Here is a 15,971-nt window from a genome sequence, read left to right as displayed (position 1 = left end):
GCTGTTAAAGTGTTCCTTCTGTTTTTCATACACTCTACGAATCTAATTTTGAATTAAAAAACAGAAGATTTAGGCCAATGTATCCAGTTACAATTCACAAAAATGGAATAAAAATGGTTATTCGAGCACTGTTCAATCATATGTTTCTTATCTATAATCTTGCTAAATTAATTCGAGTTAGATGCTAATCTACGTAAGCTTTAAAAGTGTATTTGGTGTTGCTACTTACTACTGACACAGCATCACTTTTTTTATATGTAACATTTCTTTTAGCCTTTCACAATTACATTATTAGAGGAGGAGTTATATGTTTAAAATCAGCAGTAAACTCATTTCCCATAAAACGAAGTTTTTTATGATATTGCTAAGCTTTTCTGTAATCGCTTCATTCTCTAGCTTGTACGGCCCCTTACCCGCCAAGGCTCTTGCTGAAGAAAACGGAACTCCAGTACAAGAAACAAATGAATCAAATATACAGCAAATCCCCCTCACCAGCGAGGAGACTACTAGCCAAACAGCGGTTACAGCTATTGATCATGATGCTAATTTCTCACCTTCAACACTTCAGTTTCTGAAGGATAATACAGGACTCGACGGTGAGCAATGGGATAATATTATGAAGCTAGTGAACAAGCCAGAGCAGGATTCTTTGAAATGGACTGAATTCTATGGCTATGCCGAAGATATTGGCGATGATCGTGGATATACCATTGGTATTTTTGGAGCAACAACAGGCGGTTCCAATGATACGGGACCAGACGGTCCGGCCTTATTCAAAGCTTTTGATGCTGCTAGTGGAGCTAGCAATCCTTCCATTGCAGGTGGATTAGTCCGTGCTGGACTGAAGGGGAAAATGAGTGGCTCGATTTTAAAACTCAGCGATAGCGATAGTGTAATCAAAAAGAAGATCAAAGCTCTCCAAAATAATGAAGCTTGGAGAGAAGCCATGTGGCGTACGTTCTATGACACCTATATCGAATATAGTGTGCAGCAAGCCCGGAAGCGCGGATTTAATACTGCTCTGACGATTGGATCATTTGTCGACACTGCACTCAATCAAGGTGCTACGGGTGATGACGGTAGTCTTGAAGGAGTCCTCTCACGATCTGGCAATAGCACGAATGAAAAGACATTCATGACTAACTTCTATGCTAAGCGTACATTGGTTGTCGATACCAACGATTATAACCAACCTCCTAATGGTAAGAATCGGGTGAAACAATGGAGTTCTCTTTTAGCTTCTGGCGAAACAGATCTTAAGAACGCAGATGTAGCCATAATCAAAGTAACTAATTGGGAAATGAAGTAAATAACCATATACGTAATAAGGAGAGCATATCGTATGCCCTCCTTATTTTATTTTCATGAAAATAACATTCCATTCATTCTTCCATACAGTTCTTCTCATCGTTCTATTATGTAGGCATTGTGTACAAATAGAAAAACTGCTCCAGAAGCCCGAAAGTTGCAAGCTCCTGAAGTAGTCTTGTAAAATGTTTATTGTGTCGAATGGAGTCCGTTAGATGACCCGATAGCCAGCTGGCAGTCTGCCAGTACTGCGGATATTACGGATTTGCTGCAATGTCAAACGTTGATTGGTAGAGATAATAGATTCCACATCATTCCCGCGAATCAGATCATCCAGGTCGGCGATGCTGCGATTTCCCCTATACACACGGAAGTTACCTCTAAACCGCGTGCCAGTAAAGAGTACAAGTGTAGCATTGCTGCTGGTAGAAAAGAAACGCAGACTTTCGATGCCGTCGAGAATGTTATCGGTATTACGAATGCCTAGGTTCCCTCTGAATACTCTACTGGAACCCCGGAAATTTTCTTCATTGTAGACTGTAAGGCGTGGATACGTTTGAGATACATATGCTTTATTAGTCATGTTGTAATTCCTCCTTTCAAATCTAGCATATGCTTCCCTATCGAATTGGCGCGGGCCTCACCGCATCCTTCTAAAAATGGTTATGTGTTGTATAGAGTAGACGCAGACTTGAAAAAGGAACATATGTTCTGTATAATTTAGCTTAGTAATTTGGAAAATCCTGAACTAACGGAGATGCAGACATGGACGATAAATTTATTGAGGAACTACGTGAAATTAGCAGGAACGACAAGCGAAGATCCGAATTTCTCATTAAGGGTATGAAAGAAACGCTTCAGGAAAGAAAAGAAAAAAACTTTATCGAAAGATGGATTTGGCGACAAAAGAATAAGAAGCTTATAGCGCGGAAGTTTAAGTCCTAGTAGATATAACAACAGTACTTCGTAGCAGTTTAATTTTCATAGCATATACAAGTACATTAGATCAAACCTCATTTTTAGGGAGGCAAATCCATGATTGAGCAGCTAGTCCCATACGACGATCTATTAAATCACAATCCATTTTTAGCTGATGAGGTTCGATATAATTTGCTTCATCGAATATGTGAGTCAGAAGAATCAACATGCCTTAAAACGTCTGATGGAAATATGATTTTCGCTCAATCACCCGGACATAAGGCTTGGCTATAGATTTCACAGCAAATCATCGGCAACCATCAGTTAACCTATATCGAACAACTATTACGTTATTTAAAAGGAAACAACCTACCAGGTGTCTGTGGTGATGTCGAAACCGTCGAGAAGTTCGCAAATGCTTACGCCGAGCGGCATACTGCTCAGGTACATACACACATGGTCATGGAATCTTATTTCTGTCCTGAATACAAAAAACCTTCAGGCGTTGGGGGAATCCTGCGACAAGCCATTTCAAAGGACGTACAGTTAGTTGCCCAGTTTCTAGCTGGCTTTGCAGAGGAGGCTTTAGACCATTCAGTTGATCCAGCAAGTCAGATTTCAGCTGCGGAGGCAGCGATCAGGACAGAGAATTTATTTCTTTGGGTTGTAAATAACATACCCGTGTCCATGGCCAATATTGCTCACCGCTCGCCGAGACATGGTCGTATTAATGCTGTGTATACTCCACCTAATTTGCGAAAAAAGGGGTTTGCCAGCGCAATTGTATCAGAGCTATGTTCCATTTTAGAAAATGAACATTTAGTTCCAATGCTATATGCAGATTTAAAAAATTCGGTTTCCAATCAAGTTTATAAAAATATCGGTTTTAAGGAAGGCGGCAGAATTACTGATATTGCGTTTGGATAAACCCTCCTGCTGTAAGAGAGCATATGATTGCTCATTCAAAATAAACAAGCCCAGCGATGCCATCTATCGCTGGGCTCATCCTTCAATTATCTATATTTCTTTATTCTATCACACCCAATTCCGTGTGAACCGAAGATCTTCGTGAAAGTAAATATACAGCTACCATAGCGATGGCGACACCAGCTGCTCCAAACCAAGTGATAGAAGCCAGCGAAACCTGGCTAACAGCCACACCACCAATACCAGCTCCGGCTGCCATAGCAAGCTGCATCATAGACTGATTGAGACTCAGCATCACACCGGAAGATTCCGGTATGAGAGTGACCAAGTTATATTGTTGAGTAGGTCCGGTTGTCCAGGCTGCGAACGACCACAGCATCAGTAAGACAAATACTACACTTAGAGAATGAGCGGCGACAGGAAGTAAAAGCAAGGAAAAGACATGCAACACCATGCCCCCGAATAATGTAAAGGAAATACCCTTTTTATCTGCGCTGTATCCACCGATTTTCGACCCGATCAGGCTGGCAATCCCGAAGGCAAGTAATACTGAGCTTAGCATATTATCCCCTACACCTGATACATTCAGCAAGTACGGTGAAATGTAAGTATACGCGAGGGAATATCCCCCTCCCCAAAAGAAGGTAATCGCTAATCCCAAAGCAACTTCAGGCTTCTTCAGAAGAGCAAACTGCTGTATTAAGGGAATCGGTTGATCTCCTTTTAAGCGAGGGATTGTCATAGCGATAACGATCAAAGCAATAATCCCTGTCAAAGCGATGCCGAGAAATACGGTTTTCCAGCCATATGCAGAAGATATCATTCTTCCAAGCGGCACCCCGATAATCAGCGAGGCTGTAAAACCCATAGTGACCGTAGCAATAGAACTAGCCTGCTTGCCAGCTGGGGCAATTTTCGCAGCAATGCTCAATGCTGTAACCACAACCATCCCTGCCCCGAGGGCCATAAGAATACGTGCAGCGATAAACATTCCAAAACCCGGCAAAACAAAGGAGAGGACATTGGCTACGGCAAATAATCCGAGGGAACTCAAGAGTAGCTTGCGTCTGTCCCATTTAGCGGTTACTGCCATCAGAATCGGCGTGCCAATCGCGTAAGCAAGAGAAAAGACTGTAATTAGCTGGCCCGCTGCGGACACTGTAATCCCCATGGTTGTCGCAATCTGATCCAAAATGCCTGAGATAATGTATTCGGATGTGCCTACCAAAAAACTAACAATTGCCAAAATATACACTTTCCACGTGCTCTGCATTTTGTAAATAACGCCTCTTTCCTTTTTTGTATTTTTATATTTTTACAAATATCGAAATAAAGACTAAAAAAAATTATGTGATCAGAAACGGGGCATATTTCTGTGCTGCTTCCACATCCAAACTGTAATAAATAAACGTCCCCTCTTTACGGTATGTGAGCAGCCCCGACTCTGCCATTTGCTTCAGATGGTGCGATAGCGTTGAAATAGCTACACTGTTCAGCTTCTCGCCCAGCACAGAGCAGCATTGGTCACTTTCCTCTTTTAACAGAAGTGCTATCTTGAGACGAGTCGGTTCTCCAAGTGCTTTATATATTTTTACAGCTTGCTGCATCTCTGTTGTATCTTTCACCCTGTTCGTCTCCCTTCAGTTCCAGCCTTAATTTCGATGTTTGTCGAAATTAAGTTAACACAAACTTTGGTAAAAGTAAACCCGTTATGGTAAAGTCACATCTTTTTTGAACTCTATAGTGTGAATAATGGTCTTTCTCATACTTATAATAAAATAATCCCCCATCCATAAAGATAGAGGACCAAACAATCTAAATGCAAAGATGAACTACGGATTTCATTTCATGGTGTTAATTCGGACTTGCCGTGGGTCTGACAATGATTTCATTCACATCTACATCTGTAGGCTGCTCCATGGCATACACAATGGAACGAGCAATGGCATCCGGCGAAATTGAAATACGGCGGTATTCTTTCATTCCCTGCCGGGCCTCTTCATCAGAAATACTGTCGGCAAGCTCGGATTCAGTTACTCCCGGTGATACCAGTGTTACACGAATATTTCCTCCAACCTCCATACGCAATCCTTCGGAAATGGCCCGAACTGCATACTTCGTTGCGCAGTATACTGCTGCAGTCGGAGTTACACTATACGCGCCAATAGAGGCAATATTGATAAACTGACCAAATCCTTGCTTTTTCATAATGGGAAGCCCTGCCGCGATCCCATGCAGAACGCCTCGTATATTAACATCAATCATGCGGTCCCATTCTTCTACCTTCAGGGCTTCCAATTTTGAAAGAGGCATCACTCCCGCATTGTTCACAATGACATCCACACGTCCAAATCGTTTTTCAGTATACTTAATGAACGCTTCCATCTGCTCCCTTTGGGTCACATCCAGTTGCAGATAATCAGCGGATCCCCCTTTTGAACGAATTTCGGAGGTAAGAACCTCCAATCGTTCTGTGCGTCTGGCCCCTAATACCACATGAGCCCCATGTTGAGCAAGTAAACGAGCAGTAGCTTCACCGATTCCACTGCTTGCCCCTGTAATAGCTGCGACTTTCCCTTTAATATTTAACATGCTTGTTCCTCCTTTAGTTTAAAATGTTACTGAAAAACGATAAGTTACCCACATCCCTATATAGGGATACTGAGAAGCGTGTACACTTTTTTCCGCTTTGTTGCTCTCCATGACTATTTCACTCCTTTGCACTTTTATTTTTCTTAATTGCTCATTAGGTGTTGTATCTGCATCTTATTATGAGAGGAATGTCCATCGGGCTGGTAGAAGAATCAGAGCAAATTATTGCCTAATCCTCCAAATACACTTAATATGAATTCAAATCGATATCGAAAAACAAAGCGCATCTTAAAGTGAATTGTCCACTGAAGAGTGAAGATTAGCTACGTTGTGAAAAAGGGAGGGTCCTAGTGAAAGCAACCGAAATTAGGAGTTCTACTACGGAAAAGCAAGCCGAATTGCCCAGTCTCATAGAACAATTTACAAGTCACGACGGAGTTCACGCTACAGATATCCCTTCACTTTACTTCGTCCGAAGTTCGAATACCACCGTTCCGATTTATCAGGTTCATGAACCCGCCTTATGCATTGTGGCTCAGGGGAGAAAAGTTGTGATACTCGCAGAGGAAAGTTACTATTACGGCACATCCGACTACCTTGTGGTTTCGGTGGATTTACCCATTTCCGGGCAGGTCATACAAGCATCAACTGATGCTCCTTATTTGTGTCTTCGACTCAATTTTGATCCACATCAGGTTTTGGATCTCATCAAGGAGTCTACTTTTCCTACTACCTCAATACCTGATTCCAGACGAGGCTTGTATGTAAGTCAAACCAACTCCCTACTGCTGGATGCCGTGGTAAGGCTCGTACATCTTTTGGAAAGACCGCAGGATATTCCGGTGCTGGCTCCATTAGTCATTCGTGAGATATTGTATAGGATTTTACAGGGGAAGCAGGGGGAATCCTTAAAACAACTGGTCATGACTGGCAGCCATTCAAGCCGGATCGCAGAAGTCATAAAGCGAATTAAACAAGATTATGATAAGCCGTTGCGAATTGAGGAATTGTCCCAACTGGCTAGTATGAGTCCTTCGTCGCTACATCGTCATTTTAAAGAGGTTACGGCTATGAGCCCCATGCAATATCAAAAACAATTACGTCTGCAAGAAGCTCGTCGCCTGTTGTTATCTGAATCAGCAGATGCGGCAGATGTCGGTTTTCAGGTAGGCTACGAGAGTCCCTCTCAATTCAGTCGTGAATACGCTCGCTTGTTCGGCCTGCCTCCAATTCGTGATACCAAGCGCTTGCGTGTAGACCAGGATCACCTCCAATCATAATCGCAGGATGTAAAAACAGCACAAAAAAGCTGCCTCGGGTAGAGAAGCAGCTTTTCATTTTATATACTTCGAGGCAAAGCTCATCACTCATTCAGCATCAATAGGGATTATCCAGCTTGGCGAACAGAGCACGAATAACATCCTTCTCTGCCGTAGTAAGCTGTTGCCCAGCCTGCCATTGTTGAATCTCTTTCTTGACTTCCTTGGGGTCTCTATAGCTGAGAGCATACCCGATGCCCCCTATACCTTGTACACGGTTGGCTTTGTCCATATTTGCCAATGCTCGGGTCATCGCAGTTCTGTCTCTTGTGAACAAATCTCCCATAAGATTATCGTATTCTTCAGTTAACGCTCCATCCAAGCCGGCAGTGCCCTTAATCACATTGGGGAAACTTTCCGAAGGAATCAAAGCACGCTGCTTATACAAATATTCGATAATTTCCATGCTTTGATGTTCACTGATTTCGTTCATCTTCCTCCAATCAATACCTGCCAATTGGTCCGTAATGTGACGTACCTTTACTTCATCATTGAGAGAGGAATCCTTATAAAAGGACAGCACAAGCTCCTCTTTACTTTGCTGGGCACGCTGCGTACTGACTGCGCTATGCTTAGACACCTCATTGCTTGCTTCAGACGGCGCCGCAGGGTCAGCATGGGGAGTACACCCTATGATTACAGCCAGCAATAGTATAGTACAAGCTACAGAAACAAACACGCTACCTTTTGACACGAATCCACTCTCCTATCCACACCTTTTACACCTGCGACCGCTCATCTATTGGTATGACGGAGCAGGATTCAGATCTAGACTTATCTTCTACTCGTCACGCCCAACCGTAGGCTTACGGATCACAGAGACGCTGGATTCCCTGACGATCAAACGAGGCTCGAACTGTACACGCTCATAATCTCCCACGGTCTGGTCCTGAATTCGCTTAAGCAGCAGTTCCGCAGCCAGGCGTGCCACCTCTTCCCCCATAATAGAAACTGAGCTGATCTGTGGGGTCGTTACGGTCGCCCACAAATTGTTGTCAATACCAACCACTGCAACCTCTTGCGGTACTTTTACACCCAAATCCTTAAAGCGGTTTACGATTCCTATGGCCACCATATCATTAACTGCATAAATGGCATCCGGCATATTTTTCAAGCTGTAAAAATAATCGGCTGCCCGTAGCCCAGTCTCGAAGGAAAAGTCATCGCCAAAATACACCAGTGAAGGGTCCACATGCTGGAGAGACTGCTCGTAAGCAAAGTATCTCTCTTCGATTTTGTCCTTCGCCGCACCTGCATAAGCAATTCTCGTTCTCCCGATTTTAAGCAAATGCTCCATCACAAGTCTTCCCTCTTGCCGGGCCAGACTGACGATATCCGCCTTAACGTCTTCACCCAGCTTCTTACCATAGTTAATAATCGACACCGGAACGCTGGCTTTATTAATCAGGTCTACCAGCATTTTAGGATATGCCAGCGGCATAATGATGAGCCCGTCTACATGCAGCTTCTTAACCTCACGCACTGTTTCAAGCTCCATTCTGGCATTCCCGGCCGTATTGATCTGCACAACACGATAACCGTGCTGCTTGGCGGCCTGTTCTACGGACCAAGCAATCTCTGGAATGATCGCGTTCCGAATATCCGGTACAGCCAACGCAATTTGACGTGTCTGCCGTACCTTTAGACTTTGAGCTGAGGTATTGGGCGTAAAGCCCATTTCTTCAATCACTTGCAAAATAAATGCCTTCGTCTTGGGGCTGATGCCCTCACTATCATTAATAGCCCTAGAGACAGTCGCAATACCGACCCCTGCCCGCTTAGCTACATCTTCTATGGTTACTTTCTTTTGCTCTGACACACCCAAAATCCTTTCACGCTCGGAATCGTTTTCTATCTATGCACATAAACTCTCTAATATAGATATTATACCACAGAATAGTTCTCTAAAAATTGAATTCGTTTTCTTCTAGCCTCTGCTTCACTTGCAAAATTCGCAAAAATTCTTTTGTATTAAGCAATGAGTCAAATATAGCGCCATAGTCACAAGTGATTATATTCACAAAAAAATCAAGTGCTTTTTGCATTAATTTGGTTTGACAATGTGTAAAAATTGTGACATATTATTTTTCGGAAACGTTTCCTAATTCATTCACTTTTATAGCGGCAATGATCATATAATCATCAAGGAGATGACAAAACATGCAAGCATTGAGATGGCATGGAGTAAAAGATTTACGTTTGGAAAACATTGAGCAGCCCGCTGCTCTTCCCGGAAAAGTAAAAATCAAAGTCGAATGGTGTGGCATTTGCGGAAGTGATCTTCACGAATATGTAGCAGGACCGATCTTCATTCCTGAAAATGCTCAGCATCCATTGACTGGTGAAAAGGCTCCGGTCGTGATGGGACATGAATTTTCTGGACAAGTCGTTGAAATCGGTGAAGGCGTAACCAAAATTCAGGTTGGCGACCGTGTAGTCGTTGAACCCGTTTTTGCATGTGGAGAATGTGATGCATGTAAACAAGGCAAATATAACCTTTGCGATAAAATGGGCTTCCTCGGTTTGGCAGGCGGCGGCGGTGGATTTTCTGAATATGTGGCTGCTGACGAGCACATGGTTCACAAAATTCCAGAAAGCGTATCTTTCGAGCAAGGCGCTTTGGTAGAGCCTTCGGCTGTTGCTTTGTATGCTGTACGTCAAAGCCAATTGAAAGTCGGCGATAAAGCTGTCGTATTTGGCGCTGGTCCTATCGGCTTGCTCGTGATTGAAGCGTTGAAAGCTTCGGGCGCATCTGAGATTTATGCAGTAGAGCTTTCCGAAGAGCGTAAAGCTAAAGCTGCAGAGCTGGGTGCTATTGTGCTTGATCCTAAAACTTATGATGTTGTGGAAGAGCTGCACAAACGCACCAACGGTGGCGTAGATGTAGCCTATGAAGTCACTGGAGTACCTCCTGTGCTGACTCAAGCGATTGAATCCACTAAAATCAGCGGACAAATCATGATCGTCAGCATTTTTGAAAAAGAAGCTCCAATCAAACCGAACAATATCGTTATGAAGGAACGCAATCTGACTGGTATTATCGGCTACCGCGATGTATTCCCGGCTGTCATCAGCTTGATGGAAAAAGGATATTTCCCTGCTGACAAACTTGTGACCAAACGTATTAAGCTCGAAGAAGTGATCGAGCAAGGTTTTGAAGGTCTCCTGAAAGAGAAAAATCAGGTTAAAATCCTGGTATCTCCGCAATCCTAATATCGAATATAAATCAGATGTCTGCCCTTTGCAGGCATCTTTTTATATAAAAAAACGCTCTCCTTCCTGCGACATACTGTCGTCAAGATGAGCAGCGTTTTTTGATTACCGTTTTGCTTACTTCATTACATTTTTCAGAACATCGTCAATCATTTGACTGTTTGCGATTGTACCTGTATACAACCAGCTGGAATCCTTACCAAAATCGTATACGTGCCCTTCTTTAACTGCCGGTATTCCTGCCCAGACTGGATCTTTAATAATCTCATCCTTGCTCACTTTTTTGCTGTTCACGATAAAGATATAATCAGCGTCCAGCTCAGCCAGTTTTTCCAGGGATAAGTTGCTCCAGTTCGCCTTGGCTGTTTTGGAAATCTCCTGTACGACCTGTGGAATCTTAAATCCTAAATCCTTGTACAATACATCACCGCTGGATAGATTCTGGTTCACCACATATACGTTTTTATCCGTTACCCACAATGCCGCAGCGGTTTTTTGTCCTACCGTCTGACTTAGCTTGGCTTTCGCTTCTGCTGCTTTTTTGTCGTACTCGCTCAATGCCTGCTTCGCTTCACTGCTCTTATTCAGCACCTCACCCACGGTCAGCAGCTCTTGGCGCCAATCATTATTCATATTACTGCCTACAACATAGGTCGGAGCAATTTTGGAGTATTGATCATATTTATCACCTTCGACCATACTCGCACTGTCCATAATGATCAGATCAGGTTTGAAGTTCAGAACCGCCTCGAACGGAAGATCTGAAGCGATGGCAGGAACATCCTTCAATTCTTTTTGTAGGTAAGCTTGAACTGAATTTTTACCTACCGACCATTGGGCTACCGGTTTAACACCCAACGCCACCAGATGATCCTCCAGATAAGAAGCGAGCACACGCTGAGGCTGAGCCGGAACCTTCACCTCATGCCCAAGTGCATCCTTCAGCACCCTTTCCTGTGATGTTGGTTCCGCTGATGTATTATTGTTCCCTTGCGACGCGCCATCGGTTGTCGCAGGAGTGGATGAGCCTGAGCACGCGCTCAGAAGCAAGGTAAAACTAAGCAATAAAATAAATGCCATGGAATGCTTTGCGTTTCTATTCATTCGTAAAATCCCTTCATCATGATTTTGATAATGATTATTATCCTCAATAACAGTATGCAGGGCCCCACCTATCGAATCAATGGAACATTCAGACATGCTTGATGGATTATCCAGACGCATATCACTAACAAAAGCAGATGAATATAAGCTGTCCCGATAATGAACCGGGGATACGCCAGTATGTTTTTTGAAAGCCCGGCTAAAGAAATAGACGTCCGAATACCCCACACTCACAGCAATATCCTGTAAAGTGGCATCCGTCTTCCGCAAAAGCTCCTTCGCCTTGTCCATCCGTAGTTGAATCAGATACATAATCGGGCTACAGTCTGTTTGTTTTTTAAATAATCGGGTCAGGTGTCGCGGACTGCATTCCAATAATCCGGCCAGACGTTCCAGCGTGATGGACTCCGCATAATGAGCCTGCATAAATCGAATTGCCTGTGCCACGACATCCCGCGTGGAAGTCCGAGCCTGTGGTTCCTGCAATTGACGCATACATTCATATGCAAAATCATAGAACCGACCCTGAGCCTGAATCTTCGATAACGCCTCTTGATCCTGCCAGGCGTCTGCCAGTAGTTGCAGCTTTTGATAAAGTATAACCGGATAGGACGGTCTGAAACCATAAGATATCGAAGGATGATGATAAACTGTGTGTCCCGATAGAGAAGCCGCTTTATATAGTACAAGAATATATTCGATTCCGCATGGCGAGGGCTTTATATTCAGTTCAAAGCCTTTGCTGCCATGCAGTACATAACCTGAATGGGGTGCATCCTTCCAATCACCAGCCAAGCGTACGCTACCCTGTAGCATAAACACAAAAGCATGCGCTGGGAGACGATAGGGTTGAGCCAGCTCTTCCGCTTCCAGTCGAATGTGCCGGACATCCATGACACGGATCGACGAATGAAGCCATACGGACAGCAGCTTGTTCAGCTCATCAGCTTCATGTCCCTTACTCATCCCGGAATGGGAACCTGTCTGCTTTTGCCGATCCTGCTTCACGTATCCAAGCCTCCGCTTCTTAAATATCATACTTTTTTTCAAACCAACCTCATTATATATCATAAAGACAGAATGATATCATAATACAACAATCGTCAACGATATCATTCTGCCTCTGTTCACCAGTTTGTCCCCTATCTATGTCATTCTTCCTACCAGATCCTATTTCTTTCATTTCCTAATTGGATATTTTCATGTAGTATAAGTCTAATTGAAGTAACCCTGCTTGGGCTATGCTGAAGCTATACACTATGATGAAGGAGGATTTCATATTGAAATCAAATGAAGCAACTTTACACAAAAAGCTTCGACCACGGCATATTACCTTTATGGCTATGGGTGGAGTCATCGGGACGGGTATTTTTAAAGGAAGTACCGAGACGATTAGCCTGGCAGGACCTGGAGTTATTTTGTCCTATGTCTTCGCAGGACTCCTGCTCCTGGTCGTTATGGGCGCGATTGCCGAGATGGCTACCGTCTATCCCAACATGAATATGAAGGATTTTATTCGCAAGGCTTTTGGAGAGCGACTTTCTTTTATTATCGGCTGGTTGTATTGCTTCATGTGGCTGGCCGTCTGTGTCATTGAGGTCATTGCTGCTGGAAGCTTTCTGCAATATTGGTTGCCAGATGTTCCTCTATGGCTCCTCAGCTTAGCAAGTGCGGCTTTCATTATTGTCGTCAACATGCTGAGTGTCGGCGGTTTAGGGGAGCTGGAATTTTGGTTGGCGGGTATTAAGATCGCCATGATTATTATCTTTATCGCCTTGGGTGGCTGTATACTATTCGGAATTATTCCCACTGAAACTCCACCTTATCTGAGCAACTACGCGCAGCACGGCGGGTTTCTCCCCAATGGCTGGCTGGCTATCTTTTCGGCGTTGCTGGTCGTTACCTTTTCTTACGGAGGGTCTGAGCTGATCGGATTGACGTTGACGGAGACTGAAAATCCAGAAAAGGTACTGCCTAAAGTGGTTAAAAGTTTTATTCTTCGCGTTGTTTTGTTCTATACGCTGCCAATTCTCATTATTTGTGGCTTGATTCCCTGGAACCAATTGGATGCAAGTACCAGCCCGTTTGTACAGGTATTGTCTTCTGTAGGGCTTCAAGGCTCAGCTCATGTCATGAACTTTATTCTGATCACTGCTGTACTGTCTGCCGCCAATTCGGGAATTTACGGGGCTACACGCATGCTCCATTCGCTGGCGATTAATGGAGAAGGTCCCAAGTCACTCGCTCGCCTGTCTTCAAATGGAGTTCCGGTGAACAGTCTCAAACTGTGCGCAGTCATCCTGATTGTTGGCTCCATGGTCGCATACGTCGCTCAGGACGGGCTGTTCCGTATTTTGATGGCTGTACCTGGCTTTGTCGTGCTGCTTGTCTGGAGCTGTATCTGCCTGTCCCAATTGAAACTGCGCAAATCTTATCCAGTAGAGCCTACTTTCAAGATATGGGGATACCCTTATATAACGGCGGTAACAGTGGGATGCCTATGGGTCATTGCCTTCCTGTTCTTGATTGACCCGCAAAATCGGATCAGTATCAGCGTATGCGTGGCGTTCATGGCATTTTTAATCATCTGGTCTTTGGTGAAGTTCCGGAGAAAGCAGGCTTAAACAGCTCATGATTCAATCGTATCTGTTTCCAGTTTCATATGCTTTTCTAGCCTTCCCTGTTGCTGCGTTACTGTTTACACTACCATTTCTCATCGTGCAATATCGCAGACATGGCTATATTCACAAGGCTAGAGCGTGGTTGCTTTACTTGATGCTGTTATACTTGATGAACGCCTTCTTTCTGGTCATACTACCGCTTCCAGCATCGCGTCATAATGCAGCCTTGGCCGGGGGAGCGTTGCAATTGATGCCCTTGCAGTTCGTGCAAGACATTATAAGAGAAACATCCGTTTCACCTGCTCATCCCTCCAGTTATGTTCATTTGCTGAAGGAGCGTGCTTTTCTGCAAGTGGTTTTTAACGTGATGATGACCATGCCTTTCGGTATGTTCTTACGTTATTATTTCCGCGCACGATGGAGATGGTGTCTCATTCTGTCCTTCACCTTGTCCCTCTTCTTTGAGGTGACACAGCTGACAGGATTGTATGGATTTTTTGACCATGCGTATCGTGTGTTTGACGTGGATGATCTGATGGCTAACACATTGGGCGGTATGCTGGGCTTTCTGCTCGGCGAATGGTTTTCACGCTTCCTTCCCCGTTTGGAACATCTGGACAAGCACTTGGACATTACGACCAAACGGGTGTCCTATACGAGAAGAGGAGTAGCCTATTTAGTGGATTCTATCCTTTGGGCGGGGTTGCTCAGCATTATGGAGTCCATGCATGTATCTGCTGCTTTCTGGGTTTCCAGTGGAATTTACTTTATGGTGGTTCCTTACCTAACGAATGGACGAACTCCGGGGAAGTGGCTGGTACGCATTCATCTGACAGGGAGAGGAAAAAGAGTTTCCCTGTGGGAGCTCATGAAGCGCTACAGTCTCTTGTATTGGTTGTATTTTGGACTGAATTACGTACTAGGTGGATCTGTACTGGGATCTCATCTGTCTCCTTGGATAAATGTTCTGATCAGCCTTGTGCTGTTGGTGATGAACGGATGGTTCTTTTTCCATCTAGTCATACGCCTATTCAAGAAAGGCCTGTTATTTTATGAGGAGCTTAGCCATACTTCGCACCAGATTATATGGCCCAAGCGCTACCATCCTACTCAGAATGACATCGCTGACCCAACACAGACGTCGGGAGCGAATATAGTACAAAAATAACCAGAGGATCGACACGTCATCAAGCCCCGGATCTACACTGCATCCAGGCAAATAAAAAACAGGTGAGAGCAAAGGGATGTCCTTGCTCCACCTGTTTTTTTATGTTGCTTATATTTTATGTTGCGTATAGATGTTAACTCAACTTATTTCCACTGTGCAATTTGATCAATTGGTAGACGTGTGGACGGATGACCCTCGTTGATTCCTTTACCCATCGAAATGAGCATAACAGGGACATAACGATCTTTGTCCAGACCAAAGGCTTCAGCAATTTTATCCTTTTCATAACCGCCGATAGCGTTAGTGTCGTACCCATGAGCACGTGCCACCAGCATAAGCTGCATAGACACCAATCCACCGTCGATCAGGACCGTTTCTCTATTCACAACTGGATCAAGGGTAGCAAAATGGGCTGTTACTTTTTCCTGTTGCATTTCTTTAATATCTTTTGGCATATAGCCCAGTTCTACAGCTTCTCCGAAGATTTGTTCGAAATTATCAAAGTTGTTCAAATCTCCAAACACAGCGATCACGGCCGAAGATGTCTCTACTTGACGTTGGTTGAAACGAGCCAATGGCGCCAGTGTTGCTTTACCTTCAGGGCTTTCGATGACGAGAAAACGCCAAGGTTGCAGGTTAATGGAAGATGGAGCGCGTGTAGCTTCCGTCAAAATCTCAGTCATTTCCTCGCGGCTGATCTTCACGGACGGGTCGTATACTTTTACCGAACGGCGTCCCAATGCGATTTCTTTAAAATCATTTGTTTTCATAAAATTAGATGTATTCGTATTACTCATTCCA

15 protein-coding genes are annotated in these 15,971 nt (G+C 44.1%); 7 read left to right on the top strand and 8 right to left on the bottom strand.

Annotation, left to right across the window (positions count from 1 at the left end; all coding sequences use genetic code 11):
- Positions 1–307: 307 nt before the first annotated feature.
- On the top strand, positions 308–1,309 hold the full coding sequence (locus C0638_RS15295) for a chitosanase (RefSeq protein ID WP_058710333.1): 1,002 nt from the start codon (positions 308–310) through the stop codon (positions 1,307–1,309).
- Positions 1,310–1,519: 210 nt separating this feature from the next.
- Here the strand turns inward: C0638_RS15295 and C0638_RS15290 are convergent, their stop codons facing one another.
- A complete protein-coding gene (locus C0638_RS15290) occupies positions 1,520–1,891 on the bottom strand; it encodes a hypothetical protein (protein WP_058710332.1) in 372 nt (123 codons plus the stop codon).
- A 182-nt stretch (positions 1,892–2,073) separates the two neighbouring features.
- Here C0638_RS15290 and C0638_RS15285 point away from each other — a divergent pair, with 182 nt between their 5' ends.
- Together C0638_RS15285 and C0638_RS25745 are read left to right on the top strand one after the other, a co-directional pair.
- Positions 2,074–2,253: a hypothetical protein gene (locus C0638_RS15285; protein WP_013311365.1), complete on the top strand. Its 180-nt coding sequence runs from the start codon at positions 2,074–2,076 to the stop codon at positions 2,251–2,253.
- A gap of 429 nt (positions 2,254–2,682) precedes the next feature.
- Positions 2,683–3,153: a GNAT family N-acetyltransferase gene (locus C0638_RS25745; RefSeq protein WP_233902211.1), complete on the top strand. Its 471-nt coding sequence runs from the start codon at positions 2,683–2,685 to the stop codon at positions 3,151–3,153.
- Positions 3,154–3,253: 100 nt separating this feature from the next.
- Here C0638_RS25745 and C0638_RS15270 read toward each other — a convergent pair whose 3' ends face one another.
- From C0638_RS15270 to C0638_RS15260, 3 genes are all read right to left on the bottom strand, one after another.
- The gene (locus tag C0638_RS15270; RefSeq protein WP_058710331.1) at positions 3,254–4,426 is read right to left on the bottom strand and encodes an MFS transporter; all 1,173 of its coding nucleotides are present in this window, start codon (positions 4,424–4,426) and stop codon (positions 3,254–3,256) included.
- A gap of 73 nt (positions 4,427–4,499) precedes the next feature.
- The gene (locus tag C0638_RS15265) at positions 4,500–4,778 is read right to left on the bottom strand and encodes an ArsR/SmtB family transcription factor (protein ID WP_013311367.1); all 279 of its coding nucleotides are present in this window, start codon (positions 4,776–4,778) and stop codon (positions 4,500–4,502) included.
- Between the two features lie 229 nt (positions 4,779–5,007).
- A complete protein-coding gene (locus tag C0638_RS15260) occupies positions 5,008–5,745 on the bottom strand; it encodes an SDR family oxidoreductase (protein ID WP_040103170.1) in 738 nt (245 codons plus the stop codon).
- A 350-nt stretch (positions 5,746–6,095) separates the two neighbouring features.
- On the opposite strand from C0638_RS15260, the gene C0638_RS15255 reads away from it, so the two are divergent.
- Positions 6,096–7,025: an AraC family transcriptional regulator gene (locus C0638_RS15255; RefSeq protein WP_058711610.1), complete on the top strand. Its 930-nt coding sequence runs from the start codon at positions 6,096–6,098 to the stop codon at positions 7,023–7,025.
- A 97-nt stretch (positions 7,026–7,122) separates the two neighbouring features.
- Here C0638_RS15255 and C0638_RS15250 read toward each other — a convergent pair whose 3' ends face one another.
- Together C0638_RS15250 and C0638_RS15245 are read right to left on the bottom strand one after the other, a co-directional pair.
- Positions 7,123–7,758: a hypothetical protein gene (locus C0638_RS15250; protein WP_058711611.1), complete on the bottom strand. Its 636-nt coding sequence runs from the start codon at positions 7,756–7,758 to the stop codon at positions 7,123–7,125.
- A gap of 87 nt (positions 7,759–7,845) precedes the next feature.
- On the bottom strand, positions 7,846–8,883 hold the full coding sequence (locus C0638_RS15245) for a LacI family DNA-binding transcriptional regulator (protein ID WP_013372419.1): 1,038 nt from the start codon (positions 8,881–8,883) through the stop codon (positions 7,846–7,848).
- Positions 8,884–9,224: 341 nt separating this feature from the next.
- Here C0638_RS15245 and C0638_RS15240 point away from each other — a divergent pair, with 341 nt between their 5' ends.
- Positions 9,225–10,277, top strand: coding sequence for a 2,3-butanediol dehydrogenase (locus tag C0638_RS15240; RefSeq protein WP_058711612.1), 1,053 nt, complete (start codon positions 9,225–9,227; stop codon positions 10,275–10,277).
- Positions 10,278–10,394: 117 nt separating this feature from the next.
- Here the strand turns inward: C0638_RS15240 and C0638_RS15235 are convergent, their stop codons facing one another.
- On the bottom strand, positions 10,395–12,389 hold the full coding sequence (locus C0638_RS15235; protein ID WP_082689657.1) for an AraC family transcriptional regulator: 1,995 nt from the start codon (positions 12,387–12,389) through the stop codon (positions 10,395–10,397).
- A 272-nt stretch (positions 12,390–12,661) separates the two neighbouring features.
- On the opposite strand from C0638_RS15235, the gene C0638_RS15230 reads away from it, so the two are divergent.
- Positions 12,662–14,005, top strand: a complete 1,344-nt coding sequence (locus tag C0638_RS15230) for an amino acid permease (protein WP_013372423.1) — start codon at positions 12,662–12,664, stop codon at positions 14,003–14,005.
- Positions 14,006–14,012: 7 nt separating this feature from the next.
- Positions 14,013–15,170, top strand: a complete 1,158-nt coding sequence (locus tag C0638_RS15225; RefSeq protein WP_102163584.1) for a VanZ family protein — start codon at positions 14,013–14,015, stop codon at positions 15,168–15,170.
- A 143-nt stretch (positions 15,171–15,313) separates the two neighbouring features.
- Here C0638_RS15225 and C0638_RS15220 read toward each other — a convergent pair whose 3' ends face one another.
- Positions 15,314–15,967: a nitroreductase family protein gene (locus tag C0638_RS15220; protein ID WP_058711614.1), complete on the bottom strand. Its 654-nt coding sequence runs from the start codon at positions 15,965–15,967 to the stop codon at positions 15,314–15,316.
- Positions 15,968–15,971: the final 4 nt, after the last annotated feature.

Origin of the sequence: Paenibacillus sp. lzh-N1 (genome assembly GCF_002872435.1) — a bacterium.
Lineage (GTDB): Bacteria > Bacillota > Bacilli > Paenibacillales > Paenibacillaceae > Paenibacillus > Paenibacillus polymyxa_C.
Note: the sequence above shows the minus strand (reverse complement) of the source record. Positions and strands in the feature narration are given on the sequence as shown.